General features: G+C 71.5%; 17 protein-coding genes. 11 read left to right on the top strand and 6 right to left on the bottom strand.

Going from position 1 to position 16694, the window contains the following annotated elements; genetic code table 11:
* Positions 1-11: 11 nt before the first annotated feature.
* The 5 genes from mshD (at position 12) to pstB (ending at position 5345) form a co-directional block, all read left to right on the top strand.
* Positions 12-938 carry a mycothiol synthase gene (gene mshD / locus AB0B68_RS01370; protein WP_357206454.1) on the top strand — a complete coding sequence of 309 codons (927 nt, stop codon included), beginning with the start codon at positions 12-14 and terminating at the stop codon, positions 936-938.
* A 291-nt stretch (positions 939-1229) separates the two neighbouring features.
* Positions 1230-2336 carry a phosphate ABC transporter substrate-binding protein PstS gene (pstS, locus tag AB0B68_RS01365; protein ID WP_355005818.1) on the top strand — a complete coding sequence of 369 codons (1107 nt, stop codon included), beginning with the start codon at positions 1230-1232 and terminating at the stop codon, positions 2334-2336.
* 38 nt (positions 2337-2374) lie between these two features.
* Positions 2375-3466: a phosphate ABC transporter permease subunit PstC gene (gene pstC / locus AB0B68_RS01360; RefSeq protein WP_355005819.1), complete on the top strand. Its 1092-nt coding sequence runs from the start codon at positions 2375-2377 to the stop codon at positions 3464-3466.
* A complete protein-coding gene (gene pstA, locus AB0B68_RS01355) occupies positions 3463-4551 on the top strand; it encodes a phosphate ABC transporter permease PstA (protein ID WP_357206456.1) in 1089 nt (362 codons plus the stop codon). Before pstC ends, pstA begins: the two co-directional genes overlap by 4 nt.
* 17 nt (positions 4552-4568) lie before the next feature.
* Entirely contained in the window at positions 4569-5345 is a 777-nt protein-coding gene (gene pstB / locus AB0B68_RS01350) for a phosphate ABC transporter ATP-binding protein PstB (RefSeq protein WP_112584183.1), read from the top strand.
* 207 nt (positions 5346-5552) lie between these two features.
* Here pstB and AB0B68_RS01345 read toward each other — a convergent pair whose 3' ends face one another.
* Complete coding sequence (locus AB0B68_RS01345) at positions 5553-6386, bottom strand: NUDIX hydrolase (protein ID WP_357257339.1); 834 nt, start codon at positions 6384-6386, stop codon at positions 5553-5555.
* On the opposite strand from AB0B68_RS01345, the gene AB0B68_RS01340 reads away from it, so the two are divergent.
* Positions 6385-6669, top strand: coding sequence for a hypothetical protein (locus tag AB0B68_RS01340; protein ID WP_357257337.1), 285 nt, complete (start codon positions 6385-6387; stop codon positions 6667-6669). The genes AB0B68_RS01345 and AB0B68_RS01340 overlap by 2 nt on opposite strands.
* 9 nt (positions 6670-6678) lie before the next feature.
* Positions 6679-7647: a Gfo/Idh/MocA family oxidoreductase gene (locus tag AB0B68_RS01335; protein ID WP_357206458.1), complete on the top strand. Its 969-nt coding sequence runs from the start codon at positions 6679-6681 to the stop codon at positions 7645-7647.
* Between the two features lie 56 nt (positions 7648-7703).
* Here the strand turns inward: AB0B68_RS01335 and AB0B68_RS01330 are convergent, their stop codons facing one another.
* The 3 genes from AB0B68_RS01330 to AB0B68_RS01320 all read right to left on the bottom strand — a co-directional run bounded on the left by AB0B68_RS01330 (position 7704) and on the right by AB0B68_RS01320 (position 10411).
* On the bottom strand, positions 7704-8711 hold the full coding sequence (locus AB0B68_RS01330; protein ID WP_357194058.1) for an inorganic phosphate transporter: 1008 nt from the start codon (positions 8709-8711) through the stop codon (positions 7704-7706).
* 4 nt (positions 8712-8715) lie between these two features.
* Positions 8716-9342 carry a DUF47 family protein gene (locus AB0B68_RS01325; protein WP_053655020.1) on the bottom strand — a complete coding sequence of 209 codons (627 nt, stop codon included), beginning with the start codon at positions 9340-9342 and terminating at the stop codon, positions 8716-8718.
* Positions 9343-9469: 127 nt separating this feature from the next.
* Entirely contained in the window at positions 9470-10411 is a 942-nt protein-coding gene (locus AB0B68_RS01320; protein WP_355005826.1) for a PPK2 family polyphosphate kinase, read from the bottom strand.
* Between the two features lie 189 nt (positions 10412-10600).
* Here AB0B68_RS01320 and sigJ point away from each other — a divergent pair, with 189 nt between their 5' ends.
* On the top strand, positions 10601-11566 hold the full coding sequence (sigJ, locus tag AB0B68_RS01315; protein ID WP_357194054.1) for an RNA polymerase sigma factor SigJ: 966 nt from the start codon (positions 10601-10603) through the stop codon (positions 11564-11566).
* A 24-nt stretch (positions 11567-11590) separates the two neighbouring features.
* Here the strand turns inward: sigJ and AB0B68_RS01310 are convergent, their stop codons facing one another.
* Positions 11591-12097 (bottom strand): DUF402 domain-containing protein, encoded by a 507-nt coding sequence (locus tag AB0B68_RS01310; protein WP_357194051.1) that lies wholly within the window; start codon positions 12095-12097, stop codon positions 11591-11593.
* A 104-nt stretch (positions 12098-12201) separates the two neighbouring features.
* Here AB0B68_RS01310 and AB0B68_RS01305 point away from each other — a divergent pair, with 104 nt between their 5' ends.
* Positions 12202-14406 carry an ATP-dependent DNA helicase gene (locus tag AB0B68_RS01305; protein WP_357194048.1) on the top strand — a complete coding sequence of 735 codons (2205 nt, stop codon included), beginning with the start codon at positions 12202-12204 and terminating at the stop codon, positions 14404-14406.
* A 118-nt stretch (positions 14407-14524) separates the two neighbouring features.
* Here AB0B68_RS01305 and AB0B68_RS01300 read toward each other — a convergent pair whose 3' ends face one another.
* A complete protein-coding gene (locus tag AB0B68_RS01300) occupies positions 14525-15889 on the bottom strand; it encodes an AI-2E family transporter (protein ID WP_357257335.1) in 1365 nt (454 codons plus the stop codon).
* Between the two features lie 105 nt (positions 15890-15994).
* Between AB0B68_RS01300 and AB0B68_RS01295 the strand changes: the two genes are divergently transcribed.
* Both AB0B68_RS01295 and AB0B68_RS01290 read left to right on the top strand, forming a co-directional pair.
* On the top strand, positions 15995-16333 hold the full coding sequence (locus AB0B68_RS01295) for a co-chaperone GroES (protein WP_091402887.1): 339 nt from the start codon (positions 15995-15997) through the stop codon (positions 16331-16333).
* A 93-nt stretch (positions 16334-16426) separates the two neighbouring features.
* Positions 16427-16594 carry a hypothetical protein gene (locus tag AB0B68_RS01290; RefSeq protein WP_167337262.1) on the top strand — a complete coding sequence of 56 codons (168 nt, stop codon included), beginning with the start codon at positions 16427-16429 and terminating at the stop codon, positions 16592-16594.
* Positions 16595-16694: the final 100 nt, after the last annotated feature.

Below are 16694 nucleotides of genomic sequence, written 5' to 3'. Positions count from 1 at the left end.
ACGGTGGCGGGATGAGCAGCGCGGAGCCGACCAGCGACCAGGTGACCCGGAGCGACCAGCTGGCGCCGGCGGAGATCGCCGACGTACTCGCCCTCGCCGGCGCCGCAGGTGACACGGACGGAGCCGACCCGCTCGACGAACACGTCCTGCTGCGGCTGCGCGACCCCGACGCCCCCGCCGTGCATCTGATCGCCCGCGCCGACGACGGCACCCTCACCGGGTACGCACACCTGGACACCACCGACCCGGTCGGTGGAATCGGGGTGGAGCTGGTCGTGCACCCCGCGTACCGGCGGCGGGGCACCGGGCGGGCGCTCGCCCGGGGCGTACTCGCCTCGGCCACCGGGCCGCTGCGGGCGTGGGCGCACGGCGACCACCCCTCGGCCGCCGCGCTCGCCGTCGACCTCGGCTTCGCCCGCGCCCGGGTGCTCTGGCAGCTGCGCCGGCCGTTGGCGGCCCCGCTGGGTGAACCGCGCCTGCCCGACGGGGTGGCGCTGCGCGCGTTCCGGCCCGGGGCGGACGACGCGGCCTGGTTGGCCCTCAACGCACGGGCCTTCGCCGAGCACCCCGAACAGGGCCGGTGGACGTCGGACGACCTACGGGTCCGCCTCGCCGAGCCGTGGTTCGATCCGGCAGGCTTCCTGCTCGCCGAAGAGACCGCGACCGGCCGACTGCTCGGTTTCCACTGGACCAAGGTGCACGAGCGGCCGGGGTCGGCCCGGATCGGCGAGGTGTACGTCCTGGGGGTCGAGCCGACCGCGCACGGTGGCGGGCTGGGCCGGGCCCTGACCACCGCCGGGTTGGCACACCTGCGGGACAAGCGTGGCCTCGACCGGGTGATGCTCTTCGTGGACGACTCGAACACCGGGGCCGTCGCGCTCTACGAGCGGCTGGGCTTCGCCCGGTGGTCCGCGCACATCAACTACCACCTGGGCTGACCGTCGGCCGTCGCTCCGAGCGCGTCACCGATGGGTAACGGGCGAGCGTCGGCGGGATAACGCCGAACCAGAAATATGGCCATACTTCCGACAGGTGTATCCGGGTTCACTTAACGGACAACTCACCCTCAGCAAGCGGTCATCTCAGGGGCCGTACGTGTTCACCTTGCGTTCACTTGCGACCGGCGAACCGGCTACCTGGCACTTCTAACTTTCGTGTCAGCCGGTCAGTGCCGGTCCTCGGGCCCCGGGATCGGGGCGCCAAGTCAGACGCGAAGGGAAACCCCTCAGGTGAAGCTCCAGCGGTACGGCACTATTGCCTGCCTCGCTCTTGCCGCGACGCTCGGCCTCAGTGCATGCGGCTCGGACAACAACGAGCCCGCCTCCGGCGCGAGCGCCTCGGGCTCGGCCGCCGCGGTCGACTGCGCTACCGGCACGCTGAACGCCCAGGGCTCGTCGGCGCAGAAGAACGCCATGGCCGAGTGGATCAAGGCGTACCAGCAGAAGTGCCAGGGCACCACGATCAACTACGAGGCTTCCGGCTCGGGCGCCGGCATCCAGGCGTTCATCGCCGGGACCGCCGACTTCGCCGGCTCCGACTCCGCGCTCAAGCCGGAGGAGCAGCCGCAGGCGGACGCCAAGTGTGTCGGTGGCAAGGCCATCCACCTGCCGATGGTGATCGGCCCGGTGGCCGTCGCCTACAACGTCAGCGGCGTGGACAACCTCCAGCTCAAGCCGGCCACCCTGGCGAAGATCTTCGCTGGCAAGGTCACCAAGTGGGACGACGCCACGATCAAGGCCGACAACCCGGAAGCCAAGCTCCCGGCGACCACGATCCAGACCGTCCACCGTTCGGACGAGTCGGGCACCACCGACAACTTCACCAAGTACCTCTCGAAGACCGCTGAGAGCGACTGGACCCTGGGCAACGCCAAGGCGTGGAAGGCCCCGGGCGGCACCGGCGCCAAGGGCTCGGACGGCGTGGCCAGCCGGGTCAAGGGCGCCGACGGCTCCATCGGCTACATGGAGTGGTCGTTCGCCGAGAACGCCGGTCTGAAGATGTCGAAGATCGGCAACGGCAACGGCGAGTTCGCCGCGCTGACCGCCGAGGCGGCCGGCAAGACCATCGCGGGCGCTGCCATCGAGGGGCAGGGCGACGACCTCAAGCTGAAGATCGACTACAACACCAAGGAGGCCGGGGCCTACCCGATCGTCCTGGCCACGTACGAGATCGTCTGCAGCAAGGGCCTCGCGGCCGACAAGCTGAAGCTGGTCAAGGGCCTGCTGGGCCACGCCGCCAGTGCCGAGGGCCAGGCCTCTCTCACCGAGCTGGGCTACGCCCCGCTGCCGGAGACGGTCCGCACCAAGGTCGAGACCGCGGTCAAGAACCTCTCCTGACCCGATTCCACACCTCCGCAACCGAATCGAGCGAGCAGATGGGTGAAACCCCTCACCGCTCGGCCGACGCCGGCACCGGCGGGACGCGCGTGACCCAGAGTCACGAGTGGCCCGCCGGTGCCTCGGCGCGTGTGGCCGAGGCACCAGTCAGCACCCGTTCCCCGGGCGGCACCGGGCTGGGCGGCGGCGGCGCGCTGCCGCGCAGCCGTAAGTTCGGCGCCGAGCGGGCCTTCCGCGGCCTCACTCTGGCCGCCGGCACCGCCGTTCTGGTCATCATCGCCGCCATCGCGATCTTCCTGGTCGCCAAGGCGGTGCCGGCCCTACGCGCCAACACCGAGAACTTCTGGTCCTACGAGGGCTGGTCCCCCAACGACACCGAGCCGAAGTTCGGCATCGGTGCGCTGGCCTTCGGCACCGTGCTCAGCTCGGCCCTCGCACTACTCATCGCGGTGCCGGTGGCGCTCGGCATCGCGCTCTACCTCTCGCACTACGCGCCGCGCCGGTTGGGCACCGCGCTCGGCTTCCTGGTCGACCTGCTGGCCGCCGTACCGAGCGTGGTCTTCGGCCTCTGGGGGCGGGACGTCTTCAGCAGCCCCGTCCGGGACTTCTCGGTCTGGCTGAACCAGCACTTCGGCTGGATCCCGCTCTTCGGTGGCGACGGCCCCTTCGGGGCGTCCGTCATGCTCGGTGCCCTGGTGCTCGCGATCATGGTGCTGCCGATCATCACCTCGCTCTCCCGCGAGGTGTTCCTCCAGACGCCGACGGCGAACGAGGAGGCCGCCCTCGCCCTGGGCGCCACCCGCTGGGAGATGCTCCGCACCGCGGTGCTCCCCTACGGCCGTCCCGGCATCATCGCCGCGATGATGCTCGGCCTCGGTCGTGCGCTCGGCGAGACCATCGCCCTGGCGCTGACCCTCGGCATCACCTTCGGCATCTCGTTCAACCTGATCCAGAACGGCGGCAACACCATCGCCGCCAACATCGCCAACGCGTTCGGCGAGGCGAACGAGACCGGCCGGGGAGCGCTCATCGCCTCCGGTCTGGTGCTGTTCACCATCACGCTGATCGTCAACATCACGGCGCGGGCGATCATCTACCGCCGCCGGGAGTTCACGGAGTCGGCCGCATGACCACAACCGCCACCTCCCACCGCACCCGGCCGCCGGCCCAGCCCGACTCGCTGCGGGCAAAGCGACTTCCCTGGTACGCCGCCCCGGCCATCGCCGTGGCGGCCCTGGCGCTCTCCGCCGTGGTCGTCTACGGCACCAGCATCGGCGGCCCGGTCCTCGTGGTCGTCCTCGGCGCGATCCTCTACCTGGTCGGGCTCTTCGCCGCCGCCAACGCGGTCGAAGGACGCCGATCGGCCCGCAACCGCACCTGGAGCGCACTGATCCACTCCGCCTTCGTGCTGGCGGTGCTGCCGCTCGTGTCGGTGGTCTGGACGCTGGTCAGCAAGGGTGCCGACCGACTCGACGTCAACTTCTTCCAGACCTCGATGAACAACATCGGGGCCCGGGACGCCAACGGCGGCGCGTACCACGCGATCGTCGGCACGCTGGAGCAGGTCGGCATCGCCACCCTGATCACCGTCCCGCTCGGCGTTCTCTGCGCGATCTACATCGTCGAGTACGGGCGGGGCAAGTTCGCCTTCGCGATCCGGTTCTTCGTGGACGTGATGACCGGCATCCCGTCGATCGTCTCCGGTCTCTTCGTGCTGGCGTTCTGGGTGCTCATCGTGTCGCCGTGGTTCAACGACGGTCGGCCCAGCTTCTCCGGCTTCGCCGCCGCGCTCGCGCTGAGCGTGCTCATGCTGCCCACCATCGTCCGGTCCACCGAGGAGATGCTCCGCCTCGTACCGGCGCCACTGCGCGAGGGCGCGTACGCGCTCGGCGTACCCAAGTGGAAGACCATCCTGCGGGTGGTCCTGCCGACGGCGCTGCCCGGCATCGTCACCGGCGTCATGCTCGCCATCGCCCGCGCGGCCGGCGAGACCGCCCCGGTGCTGCTGGTCGCCGGCGGTGGGGCCGCGATCAACACCAACCCCTTCGAGAACAACCAGTCGTCGCTGTCCCTCTTCGTCTACCAGCAGGCCGGCGACGCGTCGAAGTACGCCCCGGCACGGGCGTGGACCGCTGCACTCACCCTGGTCGCCCTCGTGCTCATCCTGACGATCGCGGCGAAGCTGCTGGCCCGTCGCAACAGGCTCAGCCGATGAACCCCGGAGGTACCACCATGGCCAAGCGCGTCTCCGCCTCGAACGTCACCGCGTACTACGGCGGCTTCAAGGCGATCGAGAACATCAACCTGACGGTCGAGCCGAAGACGGTCACCGCTCTCATCGGGCCGTCCGGTTGCGGCAAGTCGACGTTCCTGCGGTCGATCAACCGGATGCACGAGGTGCTGCCGGGAGCCCGGGTCGAGGGCAGCCTGACCATCGACGACCAGGACATCTACGACCGGGACGTGGACGTCACAGCGGTCCGGCGCACCATCGGCATGGTCTTCCAGCGGCCGAACCCGTTCCCCACCATGAGCATCTTCGAGAACGTGGTGGCCGGGCTGAAGCTCAACGGGGTCCGCAAGAAGTCGATCCTGGAGGACGCGGCCGAGAAGGCCCTGCGCGCCGCGAACCTGTGGGGCGAGGTCAAGGACCGGCTGGGCAAGCCCGGCGCGGGCCTCTCCGGCGGTCAGCAGCAGCGGCTCTGCATCGCCCGGACCATCGCGGTCGAGCCGCAGGTCGTCCTGATGGACGAGCCGTGCTCCGCCCTGGACCCGATCTCCACGCTGGCGATCGAGGACCTGATGTTCCAGCTCAAGGACAAGTTCACGATCATCATCGTGACGCACAACATGCAGCAGGCAGCGCGTGTCTCGGACCGGACCGCCTTCTTCTCGATCGAGAAGACCGGCGACCCGGGCCGGCTGATCGAGTACGACAACACCCAGAAGATCTTCAGCAACCCGAGCGTGAAGAAGACCGAGGACTACATCACCGGCCGCTTCGGCTGAGCCGACCTCGTCCGGTCACCGGCGCCCCGCCTCCCGGCGTGGCGCCGGTGCCATGTCCGCCGCCGACACCGCCCCGCCGGCCGGCCGGCCGCGTAGTGCGGCCGGGCCATCACGCCGCCGGCCCCGTCCCAGGGTCGCGGTGGCGGGCATCGAGGGCGCGCAGACAACGAACGGGGCCGGGCCGGGACTGCGGCACGGTGTGTGGGCTCAGCCCAGGACGAAGCGGGGTTCACCGTCCGGGGGCAGGTCCAGGCGCGGGATGACCGGAGTGATCGCGTCCCGATCGGCCGCCGCCCGCGCCACCCCGGCCAGGTCACCGGCAGCCGCCACCTGGGCCAGCGTGACCAGGGTCGGTGGCAGCATCGTCAGCTCGCCGGCCTGCGCGCGGGCCAACGCGTCCGCCGGGCGGATCCACAGGGTGTGGTCGGCCTCGCCGGAGACGTCGCGGGTCCGCTGGCCCGCCGGCAACAGGGCGACGAAGAAGTACGTGTCGAAGCGGCGCGGCTCGAACTCGGGAGTGATCCACCGACTCCAGGGCAGCAGCAGGTCCGACCGAAGCGTGAGCTGACGGTCGGCGAGCAGCGCCGCGAAGCCCAGCCGGCGTCCCTCCAGGTCCTGTCGGGCCGCCTCCCAGTCGTCGCCGCTGACGTCGCCCACCACGGTCTCCCGGTCCGGGCCCGCGAGCAGCACACCGGCCTCCTCGAAGACCTCCCGCGCTGCCGCGCAGACCACCGCCTGCGCGGCCTCCGGGGCCACTCCGAGACGGTCCGCCCACTCGCCCGGCGTCGGGCCGGCCCAGTCCAGGTGCGCCTCCGAGTCGGAGCGGTCCACCCCGCCTCCGGGGAAGGCGTACATCCCGCCGAAGGTCATCGCGGCGACCCGACGGATGACGTACACCTCGAAGTCGGCGTCGGTCGGACGCAGCAGCAACACGGTGGCCGCGACCCGCGGCGTCGCCGGGGTGCCGCCCTCGGCCTGGAACCGGCGGGCGTGCTCGACCAGGGCGGCCGGGGCGGGGAAGCCGTCACTGTCGATCGTCATGCCCGCGAGCCTAGTTCCCGCCTGGGGAACGCCGGCCGCGCGCTGGGCGGTCGGCGCGGTCGGCGCGGTCGGCGCGGTCGGCGCGGTCGGCGCGGTCGGCGCGGTCGGCGCGGTCGGCGCGGTCGGCGCGGTCGGCGCGGTCGGCGATTCGAGCGTGATGACCCTGAGACATCAATATGCCTCTGAGTCATCACGCTCATCACGGCGTCAGGCCCGGAAGCGCCGGGCCGGGATGTGGTCGCGTCGCAGGCCGGGCAGCGGGCGGTTCACCTGGCTGGGCTAGCGTTCCGGCATGACTCGTTGGGGCATCCTGGCCACCGGCCACATCGCCAGCCGTTTCGCCGAAGACCTCCGGCTGGTGCCGGACGCCGAGTTGGTCGCGGTCGGTTCCCGCGCCGCGGAGAGCGCACAGCGCTTCGCCGACACGTACGGCGCGAAGCGCGCCTACGGCTCCTGGGTGGAGCTGGCCGCCGACCCGGAGGTGGACGCGATCTACGTGGCGACCCCGCACTCCGCGCACTACGAGGCGGCGATGACCTGCCTCACCGCCGGTCGGGCGGTGCTGTTGGAGAAGCCGTTCACCCTCGACCTGGCCACCAGCACCGAGTTGGTGGAGACCGCCCGCGCCGCCGGGGTCTTCCTGATGGAGGCCATGTGGATGCGGCTGAATCCGATGATCCTGCGGGTCGTCGAGCTGATCGCGGACGGGGCGATCGGCACGGTGACCGGCGTCCGGGCCGACTTCGGGGTGGCCGGGCCGTTCCCGCCGGAGCACCGGATGCGCAACGCGGCGCTGGGCGGGGGCGCCCTGCTCGACCTGGGGATCTACCCGATCAGCCTGGCCCACCTGCTGCTCGGGGTGCCGCAGCACATCAGGTCCTGGGCGCAGCTCGGCCCGGAGGGGACGGACGAGAACACCGGCATGCTGTTCGGCTACGACACCGGAGCCCTGGCGACCCTGAGCTGCGGCATGGTCGGGCTGAGCGGGCAGACCGCCTCGATCACCGGCACCACGGGGCGGATCGACCTGCCCGAGCCGTTCTTCCGGCCGGGTTCGGTGACAGTGCACCGGGCCGGCGCGGAGCCGGAGACGCTCGTCGCCGACGGGGCCGGCAACGGCTACCAGTACGAGGCGATCGAGGTGCAGCGCTGCCTGGCCGCCGGGCTGACCGAGAGTCCGGTGGTGCCGCACGCCACGACCCTCGAGGTGATGAGGCTGCTGGACACGGTCCGCGAGCAGATCGGCGTGCGCTACGTCTGAACAGCGGAAGGGCCCCCGGCCACGGCTGAACCGTGACCGGGGGCCCTTCCGGAGACTCAGCCGAAGAGCGGCCGGACCAGCAGGTACGTGACGCACGCGATCAGCGCGGCGGCCGGGAACGTGATGATCCAGGCGAGCACGATGTTGCCGGCCACGTTCCAGCGAACCGCGGAGAGTCGCTTGGTCGCGCCCACACCCATGATCGCCGAGGTGATGGTGTGGGTGGTGGAGATCGGGGCCTTCAGGACCAGGGCGTTGAAGTAGAGCACAGCGCTGGCGACGGTCTCGGCGGCGAAGCCCTCGGGCGGACCCAGGTCGATGATCTTGCGACCGAGGGTACGGATGATCCGCCAGCCGCCGGCGTAGGTGCCGAGGGCGAGCATCGTCGCCGAGGTCCAGAACACCCAGCCCGGGATGTGCGTCTTGCTCTCCTGGAAACCGCCGGTGTAGAGCGCCAGCACCACGATGCCCATGGTCTTGGCGGCGTCCTGCATGCCGTGGCCGACCGACATGGCGGCTGCCGAGGCGGTCTGCGCCCAACGGAAGCCCCGGTTGAGCTTGCCCGGCTGTCCCTTTCGGAACAGCCACAGGATGGCCAGCATCAGCAGGTAACCGAGGGTGAGGCCGACGATCGGCGACAGCACCATCGGCAGCAGCACCTTCACGCCGATGTTGCCCCACTGCACGATGCCGCCGGTGGAGAGCAGGGTGGCGCCGACCAGGCCGCCGAAGAGCGCGTGCGAGGACGACGAGGGCAGACCGAAGTACCAGGTGATCAGGTTCCAGGCGATCGCTCCGAGCACCCCGGCGAAGACCACGCCGAGGCTGCTCACCCCGGTGGGGAGGGTGACCAGACCGTCACCGACGGTCTTGGCGACGCCGGCACCGAAGTGGGCGCCGATGAAGTTGCCGACCGCGGCGAGCCCGAGGGCGATCCGCGGTGTCAGCGCCCGGGTGGAGACGCTTGTGGCGATCGCGTTGGCGGCGTCGTGGAAGCCGTTGGTGTAGTCGAACGCCAGGGCCACCGCGATCACCGCCAGCACGGCGATGAGTTCAGGGGACACCGGCTCAGGACTCCTTGACGGCGATGGTCTCGACGGTGTTGGCCACGTGCTCGAAGGCGTCGCAGGCAGCCTCCAGCTCGTCGGCGACCTCCTTCATCTTCAGCACCGTCAACGCGTCGTACTCACCCGAGAAGAGGCGGACGAGCAGCTGCCGGTTGATCCGGTCGCCCTCATTCTCCAGCCGGTTGCACTCGATCCAGTAGTCCTCGAGGTCCTTCATCGACTTCAGCCGGGGCATCGCGTCGGCGGTCAGCTTGGCCTGCTGGTCGAGCACGTTGACCATCTCGTGCAGCTCGCGGGGCAGCGCCGGAAGCTCGGTCAACCCGTACAGGTAGAGCAGGTCGCCCACCGCTTCCAGGTGGTCCATCACGTCGTCCAGCAACGAGCCGAGCCGGTAGATGTCCTCCCGGTCGAACGGGGTGATGAAAGTCGAGTTGATCTTCTTGTACAGGTCGTGGGTGATCTGGTCGCTGTCGTGCTCGACCTCGGTCAGCCGCTCGCTGACGGACTGCACGTCCACGCCGGGCAGGGCCAGTTCGTTGAGCAGCGCGGTGCCCCGGACCAGGTTCTGCGCGGCCCTGGTGAAGAGCTCGTAGAAGGCGCCCTCGGTGGGGCGGAAGGAAAACTTCACAGCACAGACCTCGTCGCGTCGGTGGAAGGGTGGCGGTGCCCGAGAGCGCCCGCTCGGTGAATGCTAGGAAACGGCGGAACCGGGAATTCGCCGGCCCACCCCTGGCCAGGCGTCATTCACCGCTCGTTCACCTGCCGTTCATCTCGGCCGCCCCACCAGCACCCGCTCCCCCAGCCAGGAGGCGCTTCCGCTCCCGCGCCACGTCGAAATCGGCAGCCGGATACCCCAGTTCGAGCGTGTCGAACGTCTCACGCAGCAGGTGGGCCACCGCCCAGTCCCGGTACCACTTGCGGTCCGCCGGCACCACGAACCAGGGCGCGGCGTCCGTGCCGCACCGGCTCAGGGCCTCGGCGTACGCAGCCTGGTAGTCGTCCCAGTGCCCTCGCGAGTCGATGTCGGAGGGGTTGTACTTCCAGTGCTTACGCGGGTCGGTGAGCCGATCCATCAGGCGCTTGCCCTGCTCGGCGTACGAGATGTGCAGCATCACCTTGATCAGGGTGACGCCGCCCTCGGTCAGCTCCTGCTCGAACGAGTTGATCTCGTCATAGCGGGCTCGCCAGGTCGTCTCCGGCACCAGCGAGCCGACCCGGGCGATCAACACGTCCTCGTAGTGCGAACGGTTGAACATCCCCACGTAGCCCTGCGGTGGCAGCTCACGCCGGATCCGCCAGAGGAAGTCGTGCCGCAACTCCTGGCGGGTCGGCGGTCCGAACGAGCGGATGTGCAGGCCCAGCGGGTTCATCGCGCCGGCCACCCGCTTGATCGTGCCGTCCTTGCCGCCGCAGTCCATGGCCTGGAGCACCAGCAGCACCCGCTGCGCCGGCCGTTCCGACCCGGTCTTGGCCATCGCGAAGAGCATCTCCTGCTGCCGGCCCAGCTCCTCGCCGACCAGTTCCACCTGCTCCCGCGCCCAGGTCTTACGGTGCTCGCCGCGGCCTGCGGGCTCCGGTAGGCCGGGCATGGACCGCGGGTCGATCGCGCCGAGATCCACCGGCGCGGTGACCCGCAGCAGGTCCCGCACGGAACCGCCCTCGGGTGCCACGACCTGCCCTTGCTGGGGTGCGCTCATGCACGGATCATCGCCCACCCACCGCCGTTCCGCCCGCCGAGGCCCACCTCCGAACCTGGCCCGCCGATCGGCACCGACCGACCTGCGCCCACGGCGAGCACCGGTTTGCCGGGCCGTCTCGGGGCAGCCGTGGAGCCCGCTCGGCGGGAGGATGTAGTCCGGGACGCCGACCGGAAGGGGTGGTGGGTCGTGCGGGAGCTGGCGACGGAGTTCGAGGCCGAGCGGGGCCGGTTGCTCGCGGTGGCCCACCGGATGCTGGGCAGCCGCAGCGAGGCGGAGGACGCCGTACAGGAGACCTGGCTGCGCTACGCCGGGGCGCTGGCCGACCCGGCGGCCCGCGCCGAGATCAGAGACCTGTCCGCCTGGCTGACCACCACCTGCGCTCGGATCTGCCTGGACGTGCTCCGCTCGGCCCGGGTCCGCCGGGAGGCGTACCCGGGGCAGTGGCTGCCGGAGCCGGTGGTGAGCCCATTGGGCGGCCGGTCGCCGGCCGACGGCTACGCGCCCGACCCGGCGGAGCGGGCGGTGCGCACCGACGAGGTCGGCACGGCGCTGCTGGTGGTGCTGGAGCGGCTCGCGCCGGAGCAACGGGTCGCCCTCGTCCTGCACGACGTGTTCGCGCTGCCGTTCGCCCGGGTCGCGGGGGTGCTCGGCACCACCGAGGTGGCGGCCCGGCAGCTCGCCTCCCGGGCCCGGCGGGCGGTCACCTCGCCGGACGTACCCCGGCACACCGCCGACCCGGCCGAGCAGCGTCGGGTGCTCGAGGCGTTCGTCGCCGCCACCGAGTCCGGCGAGTTGGATCAGCTGCTTCAGGTGCTCGCGCCGGACGTGGTCTTCGTCGGCGACTCGGGCGGGCACTTCCCGGCCGCCCGCTGGCCGGTGTTCGGCGCGGACCCCGTGGCTCGCCTCACGCTCGGCCTGTTCGGCCGGACCGGCCGGTACACCGGCCGGGTGCTGGCTCGGCCCGTGCTCGTCGACGGCATTCTCGGCCTCCAGCTGGAGACCACGCACAGCGATGGTCGACCGATCCGCCTGGTCACCGCGTTCGCTGTCGACCAGGGCCGGATCACCGCCATCTACAACCAGCTCAACCCGGAGAAACTGACCGACCTGCCACCACTGGGCGCCGACGACGGCTGGCCGCCACGCTGGTGAGCCGGCCAGACCGGCCGTGCGGCCTCAGACCACCAGGGCCAACCACTTGCGGTACGCGGTGGCGAACGGCTCGGTGCCGTCGCCGAGCGCCCTCAGCAGCCGTTGTGCCGCGGCCTCGGCCTCGGCCACCACATCCTCCGGGTAGCCGAACCGGGCCCGGTGCTCGGCGAACTCGTCCTCGTCGAGCAGCTCCACCAGGCCGGTGGCCCGACGCCTGACGACGTCCAGGTCCAGGTCGATCAGGTGGACCGTGTCGTCGGACTCCCAGCGGGCCGGGGTGGTGATGTCGCAGTAGACCTCGCTGGTGCGGGGTGGGGGGTTGAACATGCCCGTCCACCAGGCGCGGTGTGGCACCAACAGCACGAACGGGATCTTCTCCACCGAGGGCCGGCCGTGGTAGACCGACTCGGTGCCCTCCGGCACGCCGAGCCAGACGCCGAGATCGTCCTCGGTGAGCCGACGGGCCGGGTAGTCGCGGTGGGCGCTGCCGTCGTACTTGCGGTAGATCACTCGGACCATGTCGCTCGGCATGATTCGCACCCTAACCGATACAGCCCAACGCGTCGTAGCGTGGCCGTAACCGGACGGGGTCGACCACGACACCTCGCCCCGGTCGGCATCGCGCCACGCGGCGGATGGGCGCGGTCGGTGTCGGCGGCGCCGGGTACCGTCGCACGGTGACTCCGCCCCGCACCGCCACCGGTTCCGCCACCCCGTCGGCCCGTGCCAAGGGCCGGCGGCGGGGTGCCCGACCCAGTGGCACCGAGCTGCTGGCGGCGGCGGTCGGCGCGGTGCCAGGCGGCGCGGAGCGCCCCGGCCAACTGCAGATGACCACGGCGATCGAGGAGTGCGTGGCCGGCGGCGAGCATCTGCTCGTGCAGGCGGGCACCGGCACCGGCAAGTCGCTGGCGTACCTCGCGCCGGCGCTCACTGTGGACGGTCCGGTGGTGGTCTCCACTGCCACCCTGGCGTTGCAGTCCCAGCTGGTCGACCACGACCTGCCCCGGCTCGCCGACGCGGTCGAGCCGGTGCTCGGCCGTCGGCCCACCTTCGCCGTGCTCAAGGGCCGCCATCACTACCTCTGCCTCGCCCGACTGGACAACTCCACCGAGGAGGAGCCGGAGGACACCCTCTTCGACGCCCCCGCGGCGCGCCCCGGCGGCGCGGTGAAGTGGCTCGGTGAGGCGGGCCGGCTGGGCAAGCAGATCGAGCGGCTGCGCGACTGGGCCGAGAAGACCGCCACCGGCGACCGGGACGAGCTGGACCCGGGCGTCGAAGACCAGGCCTGGCGGCTGGTGTCGATGCCGGCCCGCGAGTGCGTCGGCGCGGCCCGTTGCCCGTTCGGGCAGGAGTGCTTCGCCGAGGCGTCGCGGGCCCGCGCCCGGGAGGCCGACATCGTGGTGACCAACCACAGCCTGCTCGCTGTCGACATGCTCGCCGACCGGCACATCGTGCCGCCGCACAAGCTGCTCATCGTCGACGAGGCGCACGAGCTGGCTGACCGCGTCTCCTCCGCCGCCCAGGCGGAGCTGGTGCCCGAGCTGATCGACCGGACCACCCGGCGGGCCCGTACGCTGCTGCGCCCGGAGACCGCCGAGGCGCTCACCGCCGCCGGGGACGCCCTGGCGGTCGGGCTGGCCGAGGCGCCGGCCGGGCGGATCACCGCGGGGCTGCCGACGCCACTGCGGGAGGCGTGCACGCTGCTCGACGCGGCGACCCGCTCCGCCCTGGACGCGATCGGCGACATCAAGGCCGACGACCCCGACCCGGTCCGTAAGCAGCAGGCCAAGGCCGCCCTGGACGAGCTCTCCACCACCGCGCAGCGGCTGCTGGAGGAGGGCGACCACGACGTGGCCTGGGTGGAGAAGAACGACAGCGGCAACCGCCGGGCGCTGGTGGTCGCGCCGCTGTCGGTGGCCGGCACCCTCGCCACCCACCTGTACGACGAACGCACCGTCGTGGCCACCTCGGCGACCCTGGCGCTGGGCGGCCGGTTCGACACGGTAGCCCGTGCCCTCGGACTGGACGCGCCACCGCCCGCCCCGCCGACCCCCGCCGCGGCCGCACAGGCCGCCCGCACCGGCCCCGGCCGGCCGGCTGCCGAAGCGCCCGGCCGTCGCCTCGCCGGCGAGGTCACCCCGAACGCCGTCGTCCCGGCCACCGAGGGCCCCGGGTGGCGGTCACTCGACGTCGGTTCGCCGTTCGACTACGCCCGGCAGGGCATCCTGTACGTCGCCGCGCACCTCCCCCGCCCCAGCGTCTCCGGGTTGCCCGATGCTGCCGGGGAGGAACTGCTCGGGCTGGTCGAGGCGCTCGGTGGTCGTACTCTCGGGCTCTTCTCCTCCCGGCGGGCCGCGCAGCAGGCGGCGGAGCTGTTGCGTGCGCGGACCGACCTGCCGGTCCTGCTTCAGGGCGAGGAGGCGCTGCCGCTGCTGGTGCGTCGCTTCCGCGAGGAGCGCGCCAGCTGCCTGTTCGGGGTGATGTCGCTCTGGCAGGGGGTGGACGTGCCGGGCGACGCCTGTCAGCTCGTCGTCATCGACCGGCTGCCCTTCCCCCGCCCGGACGAACCGCTGGCGGCGGCCCGCGCGGCGGCGGTGGACGCGGGCGGCGGCTCCGGCTTCGCAGCGGTCAGCGTGCCGATCGCGGCGGTGAGGCTGGCCCAGGGCGTGGGCCGGCTGATCCGGGCGACCGGCGACAAGGGCGTGGTCGCGGTGCTCGACTCCCGACTGGAGACGGCGCGGGGCTACGGGCCGTTCCTGCGCCGCTCGCTGCCCCCGTTCTGGTACACGACCCGCCCCGAGGTGGCCCGAGGCGCACTGGAACGCCTCGCCAAGTCCTGACCCTCGCCGCGCCGCACCTGGGCCGCTCTGACCGGCCCACGATCGCGCTACAACAAGGAAAGAGTGGTCTCCCGCTGGCGGGAGGCCACTCTTTCCGTGATCCTGCGTGATCGCGGCCCTAGGGGGCCTGGGAGGCGACGACCACGGCGTCGGGCGGGGTGTCCGGCACCCTGCGGGCGGCAAGCCGGCGGACCGCGGTGTTCAGCACCGCGATGAGCGGCACGGAGACCAGCGCGCCGGTGATGCCCGCGAGGACGACGCCGGCGGCGATACCGATGATCACCGCGAGCGGGTGCAGGGCGACCGCCCGGCCCATGATCAGCGGCTGGAGCACGTGCCCCTCGATCTGTTGCACGCCGATCACCGCGCCCAGGATGATCAACGCGGTGACCGGGCCGCTGTCGACGAGGGCCACCAGCACCGCCACGCCGCCGGAGAGCGCCGCACCGACGATCGGGATGAACGCGCCGAGGAAGACCAGCGCGGCCAGCGGGAAGGCGAACGGGATGTCGAAGGCGACCAGGAAGATGCCGATGCCGACCGCGTCGATGAAGGCGACAAGCACTGTCGCGCGGACGTAGGCGACGAGCGTCTGCCAGGAGGCGCGGCCGGCGTCGTCGACCTTCCACCGGGCGGCCACCGGCAGCAGCCGGACCAGGAACCGCCAGATCCGGTTGCCGTCGCGCAGGAAGAAGAACGTCGCGAAGAGCACCAGCAGCGTGCCGGTCAGCACCTCGGCCAGCGTCGCGGCGGTGCTCAGCGCGCCGCTGGTGAACCTTGAGGTGTTGTTGTTGATCCAGGCCTGCGCCTCGTCGATGTAGCGGTCGAGCTGGGTGTCGGAGAGGTGCAGCGGGCCCGTCTTCAGCCAGTTCTGGATCTGCCGGACGCCCTCCGAGGACTTCTCGCTCAGCTCCGGTACGCCACGGATGAACTCGTTGACCACCAGCGTCAGCGTGCCGATCACCGCGGCCAGGCCGCCGACCAGCACCACCGCCGTCGCCAGCGACCGGGGGAACCGGACCCGCAGCAACCAGCCCACCGCAGGGGCGAGCAGTGCGGAGAGCAGCAGCGCGATGGCCAGCGGAATGATCACGATCTTGACCGTGCCGACGATCCGCAGCAGCGCCCAGGCCACCACGCCGATCACGATCAGTCGCCAACACCACGCGGCGGCGATCCGCAACCCGTGCGGAACGTCGGCGTCGTCCCGACTGGAGGTGGAGCTGTGCAGGTCCACCGGAGGTTCCGCGCCGTAGACAGCGGCGCTCGGCGGCGCGGTCGGCCCCGGCACGGCCGGCGACGCCACCCGGGCCGCCTCCGACGCGTCGTTCAACGCGTCACTCGCGGCGCCCTCGTCGGCAGGCGCCGACTCCTGTCGTGACTGGTAGGCGCGGCGAAGCCGCCCGCGTACCCGCTCGAAGCGGCTCAAGCGCACCTCCTGGCAGAAAACCCGGCCCGCCGACGGCGACAGGTCGGACAGCATACGTCCGTTCCCGACACCGTAGGGCGGTTCCACCACACAATGCCCCGACCACCTCCGGCGTAACCACCGGCCGGCCACCGTCGGCCACACGGTAGCGTCTGCGACGTGACCGCCGACAACGATCTCGACGCCGGCCTGCCGATCCGCCTGCTGCACGACCGCGTGCTGGTGCGGATGGAGGGCAGCGAGGGCGAACGCCGCTCCACCGCTGGCATCGTCATTCCGGCGACCGCAGCGGTCGGCAAGCGCCTCGCCTGGGCCACCGCGGTCGGGGTGGGGCCGAACGTGCGCGCCATCGTCTCCGGCGACCGGGTGCTCTTCGACCCGGACGAGCGCTCCGAGGTCGAGCTGCACGGCCGCGGTTACGTGCTGCTGCGGGAGCGGGACGTGCACGCCGTAGCCGCCGAGCGGATCGAGAACGACTCGACCGGCCTCTACCTCTGACGCACCTCCCCCGGCCACCAGGCCCCGTCGCGCACCGTTTGCCCAGCCGCACGACGGGAAGCCATCCGGCGACCGTGGCCCTGGGGAGGGACGATGCCGGTATTCGTGAAGAAGCTCTTGACCTGGGGCAGTGTCGCGTTCCTGATCTACTTCATGGCCTTTCGGCCGGACGGCGCCGCGCAGATGTTCCGGGCGATCGGCGCCGCGCTGATCGCAATGTTCCAGGGCCTCGGCGACTTCCTAACCTCGCTGATGACCTGACGCCCAGCGAGGCCACGCGCCACGCCACGCCACGCCACGCCACGCCGATCCGCGATCTTGCACTTACTGTCCCGGCGTAGAGGGCATTCCACGCTTTTCG

Origin of the sequence: Micromonospora sp. NPDC049049, from assembly GCF_040649115.1 — a bacterium.
Taxonomy (GTDB): domain Bacteria; phylum Actinomycetota; class Actinomycetes; order Mycobacteriales; family Micromonosporaceae; genus Micromonospora.
The sequence above is the reverse complement of the archived record's forward strand: the minus strand, read 5'-3'. Positions and strand labels throughout refer to the sequence as shown.

Bases quoted from the DNA above. Each gene is read 5' to 3' on its own strand.
- mshD (WP_357206454.1), top strand. From the start codon at position 12: ATGAGCAGCGCGGAGCCGACCAGCGACCAGGTGACCCGGAGCGACCAG.
- pstC (WP_355005819.1), top strand. From the start codon at position 2,375: ATGGGTGAAACCCCTCACCGCTCGGCCGACGCCGGCACCGGCGGGACG.
- pstA (WP_357206456.1), top strand. From the start codon at position 3,463: ATGACCACAACCGCCACCTCCCACCGCACCCGGCCGCCGGCCCAGCCC.
- pstB (WP_112584183.1), top strand. From the start codon at position 4,569: ATGGCCAAGCGCGTCTCCGCCTCGAACGTCACCGCGTACTACGGCGGC.
- AB0B68_RS01340 (WP_357257337.1), top strand. From the start codon at position 6,385: ATGCCCGCGAGCCTAGTTCCCGCCTGGGGAACGCCGGCCGCGCGCTGG.
- AB0B68_RS01345 (WP_357257339.1), bottom strand. From the start codon at position 6,386: ATGACGATCGACAGTGACGGCTTCCCCGCCCCGGCCGCCCTGGTCGAG.
- AB0B68_RS01335 (WP_357206458.1), top strand. From the start codon at position 6,679: ATGACTCGTTGGGGCATCCTGGCCACCGGCCACATCGCCAGCCGTTTC.
- AB0B68_RS01320 (WP_355005826.1), bottom strand. From the start codon at position 10,411: ATGAGCGCACCCCAGCAAGGGCAGGTCGTGGCACCCGAGGGCGGTTCC.
- AB0B68_RS01310 (WP_357194051.1), bottom strand. From the start codon at position 12,097: ATGCCGAGCGACATGGTCCGAGTGATCTACCGCAAGTACGACGGCAGC.
- AB0B68_RS01305 (WP_357194048.1), top strand. From the start codon at position 12,202: ATGGGCGCGGTCGGTGTCGGCGGCGCCGGGTACCGTCGCACGGTGACT.
- AB0B68_RS01300 (WP_357257335.1), bottom strand. From the start codon at position 15,889: ATGCTGTCCGACCTGTCGCCGTCGGCGGGCCGGGTTTTCTGCCAGGAG.
- AB0B68_RS01290 (WP_167337262.1), top strand. From the start codon at position 16,427: ATGCCGGTATTCGTGAAGAAGCTCTTGACCTGGGGCAGTGTCGCGTTC.